The sequence below is a fragment of the Parvimonas sp. KA00067 genome (assembly GCF_001553085.1).
In the GTDB taxonomy this organism is placed as follows: domain Bacteria; phylum Bacillota; class Clostridia; order Tissierellales; family Peptoniphilaceae; genus Parvimonas; species Parvimonas parva.
In genome coordinates, this window is the sequence record NZ_KQ960139.1 from 1 (window position 1) to 4,701 (window position 4,701).

General features: G+C 21.4%; 4 protein-coding genes. All 4 read left to right on the forward strand.

The window, feature by feature from the left end; translation table 11 throughout:
• Nucleotides 1–436: 436 nt before the first annotated feature.
• From HMPREF3181_RS00585 to HMPREF3181_RS08095, 4 genes are read left to right on the forward strand one after another with little or no spacing between them, the layout of a single operon-like run.
• Nucleotides 437–2,068: an ATP-binding cassette domain-containing protein gene (locus tag HMPREF3181_RS00585; protein WP_068471978.1), complete on the forward strand. Its 1,632-nt coding sequence runs from the start codon at nt 437–439 to the stop codon at nt 2,066–2,068.
• On the forward strand, nt 2,061–3,650 hold the full coding sequence (locus HMPREF3181_RS00590) for an ATP-binding cassette domain-containing protein (RefSeq protein ID WP_068471980.1): 1,590 nt from the start codon (nt 2,061–2,063) through the stop codon (nt 3,648–3,650). Before HMPREF3181_RS00585 ends, HMPREF3181_RS00590 begins: the two co-directional genes overlap by 8 nt.
• Before the next feature lie 41 nt (nt 3,651–3,691).
• Nucleotides 3,692–3,955, forward strand: a complete 264-nt coding sequence (locus HMPREF3181_RS00595) for a hypothetical protein (RefSeq protein WP_068471982.1) — start codon at nt 3,692–3,694, stop codon at nt 3,953–3,955.
• Nucleotides 3,952–4,278, forward strand: coding sequence for an SPASM domain-containing protein (locus HMPREF3181_RS08095; protein WP_082713853.1), 327 nt, complete (start codon nt 3,952–3,954; stop codon nt 4,276–4,278). The genes HMPREF3181_RS00595 and HMPREF3181_RS08095 overlap by 4 nt, the downstream gene beginning before the upstream one ends.
• Nucleotides 4,279–4,701 lie beyond the last annotated feature (423 nt).

The following is a 4,701-nucleotide window of genomic DNA, read 5'->3' on the forward strand; positions in this document are numbered from 1 at the left end:
TTTACTGTTGATTATTATGGAACAGAAACACCGATTAAACAAGTTGCATCAATTTCAGTTCCTGAAGCTAGATAATTATTAATCTATCACATGAATACAATGTTTTAATAGTATGTTCCGAAAGTAATAAAAATAATGAGAAGGTTTATCCTGCCATGTGTAAAAATGTAATATCTGTTGGAAGCTGCAAGGATTGTGTTCAAGATATTCTTATTTATAATGGAAAGTTTTTATTTAAAGAAATTAATATGTTTGTTGATTGGATAGATATAAGAAAAATTATTGTAAAATGAAATAGCTTTTATAATGCTATAGCTTCTGGAATTATAATAAAGGAAAATTATATTTTTGATAACATGTTTGTTAAGAAAATTTTTAAGTATTCTAAAGTTTTAAATGATGTTAAATATTTTTATTGATGATAAGGGGTATTTTTTTGGTTAGAAAATTTTATAAAATTATTAATTTTAATTATTTTACTAATATAGTAATTTTTGCTGTTTGTCTATTAACTTCTATTTGTCAACTTCTTGTTTATGTTTATACTAAAAAAATAGTTGATAAATTTATAGAATTAAATGGTATTTATTACTATGGTGTTAAAATATTTATGTGCTTATTGTTTGCTTTTTTGGTAATGAGCACCTTAAAAAAATTTTTGTTTTCAGTTATTGCTATAAAGCTGGAATATAAAATTTTGAGTAAATATATTTTAAATATAAAAAATTTAAAAGAAGAAGAATTAAATAATTCTATTGTAATTATGGATAGAATTTCAAAATTTACAGATTTTCTAGATAATAATTTAAACAGTCTTATTTATACACCTTTTTCGTTTATATTTACTTTTTGGGGAATTTTTTTGATTGATAGAATAACTGCTATGATAATTATACCAGTTGTTGTAACTACAGTGTTTATCGACTTTTTGTTAACAGATAAACTGATATATTCTTCACAAAAGTATTATAGAGAACATAGTGATTGTATAAATTTTCAAAAAGAGATGTTAGAAAAAATAGAAAATATAAAAATTAATTGTCTTGAAAATTATATCGATAGTTTACATAGAAAAAAACAAGAAAAATTATTGAAATCTAAAAATTATCTAACATTTAGAGAACAAATATCCTATATTCCTGCACTATTAAATGAATATTTACCAACTATTATATTAATTTTTATAGCAATTTTAAGAGTAAAATATTCTCCTATGAGCTATGGACAGTTTTTTGCACTACTTAGTATGGTTGTTGGGATATCATTACCTTTTACGAAATTTTTAAGAACAATCACTAATTTGAAATCAATAAGTGTTTTGTTGGATGATATTGTAAAAATAATAGATTCAAAAGATTGTCATATCGTTAAGAATAATTTTAAAAGTTCAAACTTTACTGATAATACAGTAATTAATGTTAAAAATTTGGATTTTAATTATGGAGATAAAATTATTTTTAGGGATGTAAACTTTAGTGTAAAGAATGGTGAAAAAATTTCTATAATTGGTGAAACTGGCTCAGGAAAGTCTACTCTGATAAAAATTATTTTAGGATTATATGACTTAAATGAAAAAACAAAAATAAATGTTTTTGGATTTGATGTTAATGAAGAAAAAAGAAAAATTTGGGAAAATATTGGATATGTTGATAATAATACATATTTGTTTGATGGGAGTATAAATTATAATATTACCTTTAAAAAGGATTTAACTAATTCTGAATTTAAAATTTTAGAAAATATAGCTTTAATGCTTGATATAAATTATTTACTAGATAAAGAAATAGATGTAAAGCAATTTGGAACTAATTTATCTGGAGGAGAAAAATTAAAAATTTGTATAGCCAGAGCATTATTTAGAAATCCAAGTCTTTTGATTTTAGATGAACCTACATCTGCACTTGATGATTACAGTGAGGATTTATTTTGTGATTTGTTAAAAAACTTTAATGTTACAACTATATTGGTTACACATAGAAAAAAACTTATGGATATGAGTGATAGAATACTTAAAATTTCAGATAATAAAGTTTTTGAAATAAATAAGGAGAGTGAAATTAATGTTTAAAAAAATTAATTTAGTAACAAAAAGTCTTAATTTGCTTTCTGGAATTTCATTTCTATTCAATTCATTTCAAAGTGTTTTTGCAGATTTTCTTTTTGGAATATTATATTTTTTAATTTTTGAGAAATTGTATTATACTAAAATGCATTATCTTTTATTAATGTTATTAACATTTTTAGTTTTTTTATATTTTGTGTTTTTAATTCCTTTTTGGGGATATAATATGGAAAAAGGTGTTAATATATATACTAAAAATTTAACTAATTTAGTTTTTAAATCAATTCTTAATAGAGATAATGTTGTACATTCATCTGAAAACATTACTTTAATTCAATATGATGTAATAAATGATTCAAAGATATTAGGCTGGGATCTTGTAGTGTTTTTTCAAGCGATTTTATCAGGTATTATATCAACTATTGTTATTTTTAATGCTTCATACAAAATGTTACTATTCCTTTACATTTTAGGTTTAATTGCAATAATATTAAATTTGTTTTTTATAAAAATTATAAAAAAATTATATTTGTGTATAAGAAAAAATACTGAGCTTAAAATAAAATATTTATCTGATTATGTTAATAATTTAATAATAATAAATATTTTTGGATTAAGTGAATCAGTAGAAAGTGATATTTTAAAAGTATTTGAGGAAGTTTATAAACAAAAAATAAAAATAAAATTTTACGAGACGATAACTTTTTTTATAGACAATATAGTATATAAAATTGGATTTAAATTAATAATAATTATATATGGAATGTATCTTGTTTCAATAGGAGATATAAATTTTGGATATTTATTGCTATGTTTTTCTATGGTTGAAGGGATAATTTTCTTTTTGAGTTATACAGGTGAATATATATCTATTATTCAAAAAATATTTATAAGTATTTCTAAAGTTAACACTTTTTTATATTCTAAAAAAAATTCTGAAATGTCGAAATTTGTTTTAAAGCCTGTATCTAGGATAGAATTTAAGGATGTATTTTTTAAATTTTTTGACAGTAAAGAGTATTTAATAAATGGATTAAATTTAGAATTTGACTTTTCAAATAACTATATAATTTGTGGTAAAAACGGTATTGGTAAAAGTACAATTTTTAAATTGATATTTGGTATTTTAAAACCTGATAAAGGGAGCATTAATTTTAATTATTGTAAATTAGAAAATAGTGGAAATCCTGTTTATGTATCTCAAGAGCCTTTGATTTTTTCAGGTACTGTAAGAGAAAATATATTACTTGATAAAAGAAATGTTAGTGATGACAAAATATATAAAGCTTTACAAACAGTTTGTTTAGATAATTGGGTTAATTCTTTGGATGATGGACTTGACTTTTATATTGATGAAAAAGTAAGTGTTTTATCTAAAGGAGAAAAGATGAGATTAACAATAGCTAGGGCGTTAATAACTAACCCCCAAATACTTTTTTTAGATGAACCTGATGCAAATTTAGATGTTGAAACAATAAAATTAATTATAAACAATATAAAAAAATTATATAAATGTAAATTTATGATTATTTCACATTTAACAAAGTATAATATTTATGATGAAGATTTTAAAATAATAAAGTTGTAGTAGGGAATATTTATGGTTAGTAAAAAATACATAAAAATTATATGGCAAGAGAGCTATACAGAAAAGAAGAAGTTATATGTGGAAACATATCAGAATATAAAGGATGGATAAAGTTATCAAAGTTTTGCTTAGAGTTAATACTTAGTGAGATTGACAATGTAAATACAAGAACAGAGTTAATCTTTGTTTTAGAAAAAAAGTTTAAATTAGGAATTTGGAATAAATTAATTGATGACTTGATTTATATAAATTATTTATTAGATACTGAAGTAGATTTTAAAATAGAAAAAATCACTTTAATATGAGGTGTGTTTGTGGATCGGGAATAAATTCCTTATATATTTCTCATGATGGGAAAATTTATCCATGTTCAACAATGTATAACTTGAAGAATTCATTTATGCAATTATCAGAGTTATTAAGTGACAACTGTAAGTCAAGATTATTTCTAGAACCTATAGTCGACCATATAGAAAGTTGTAAATATTGTGATATAAGATACTTTTGTTGTAATATTTGTCCTAGCGTAAATTTAAGCTTATATAAAAATGAAAAAATTGTTAAAACGATATGCGATAAAAATAAAAAAACATTAGAGAATATTATTTGGAACAAACCTTCTATCTAAAAATTTATTGTGTTTTTAAATAAAAAGATTATAAAAAAAATTAAGTAATAATAAAGATATATATTGTGCTGCACCTAAACATTTAATACAAGAAATAGGTGCAGTTTTTATAGTTAAAAAATAAGGTTCTCTGGAAACAATTCGATGTAAACTTTAGTTGAAATGAGAGTTTATTATTTAAAGAATAAGAATAGAATAAAAATTTAATAATGTAAAATAATGATTTAAGGTAAATTTTTTAATTTATCAAAAAGTAGATTAGAAAATTATAAGTTTTTTAGTAAATATATAACTTTAAATATTAAAAAAAATTGAAAAAGATTGAAAAAGATTGAAAAAATAGTTAAAAAATGATACACTTATTGTATAAAATTAAAGGAGAAAGACTATCTTATGGATTTAGAATTTAAAAGAGTAGTTATT

Excerpts from the sequence above, each read along its gene's own strand:
- HMPREF3181_RS00590 (WP_068471980.1), top strand. The coding sequence starts at position 2,061 with ATGTTTAAAAAAATTAATTTAGTAACAAAAAGTCTTAATTTGCTTTCT.
- HMPREF3181_RS00595 (WP_068471982.1), top strand. The coding sequence starts at position 3,692 with ATGGCAAGAGAGCTATACAGAAAAGAAGAAGTTATATGTGGAAACATA.
- HMPREF3181_RS08095 (WP_082713853.1), top strand. The coding sequence starts at position 3,952 with ATGAGGTGTGTTTGTGGATCGGGAATAAATTCCTTATATATTTCTCAT.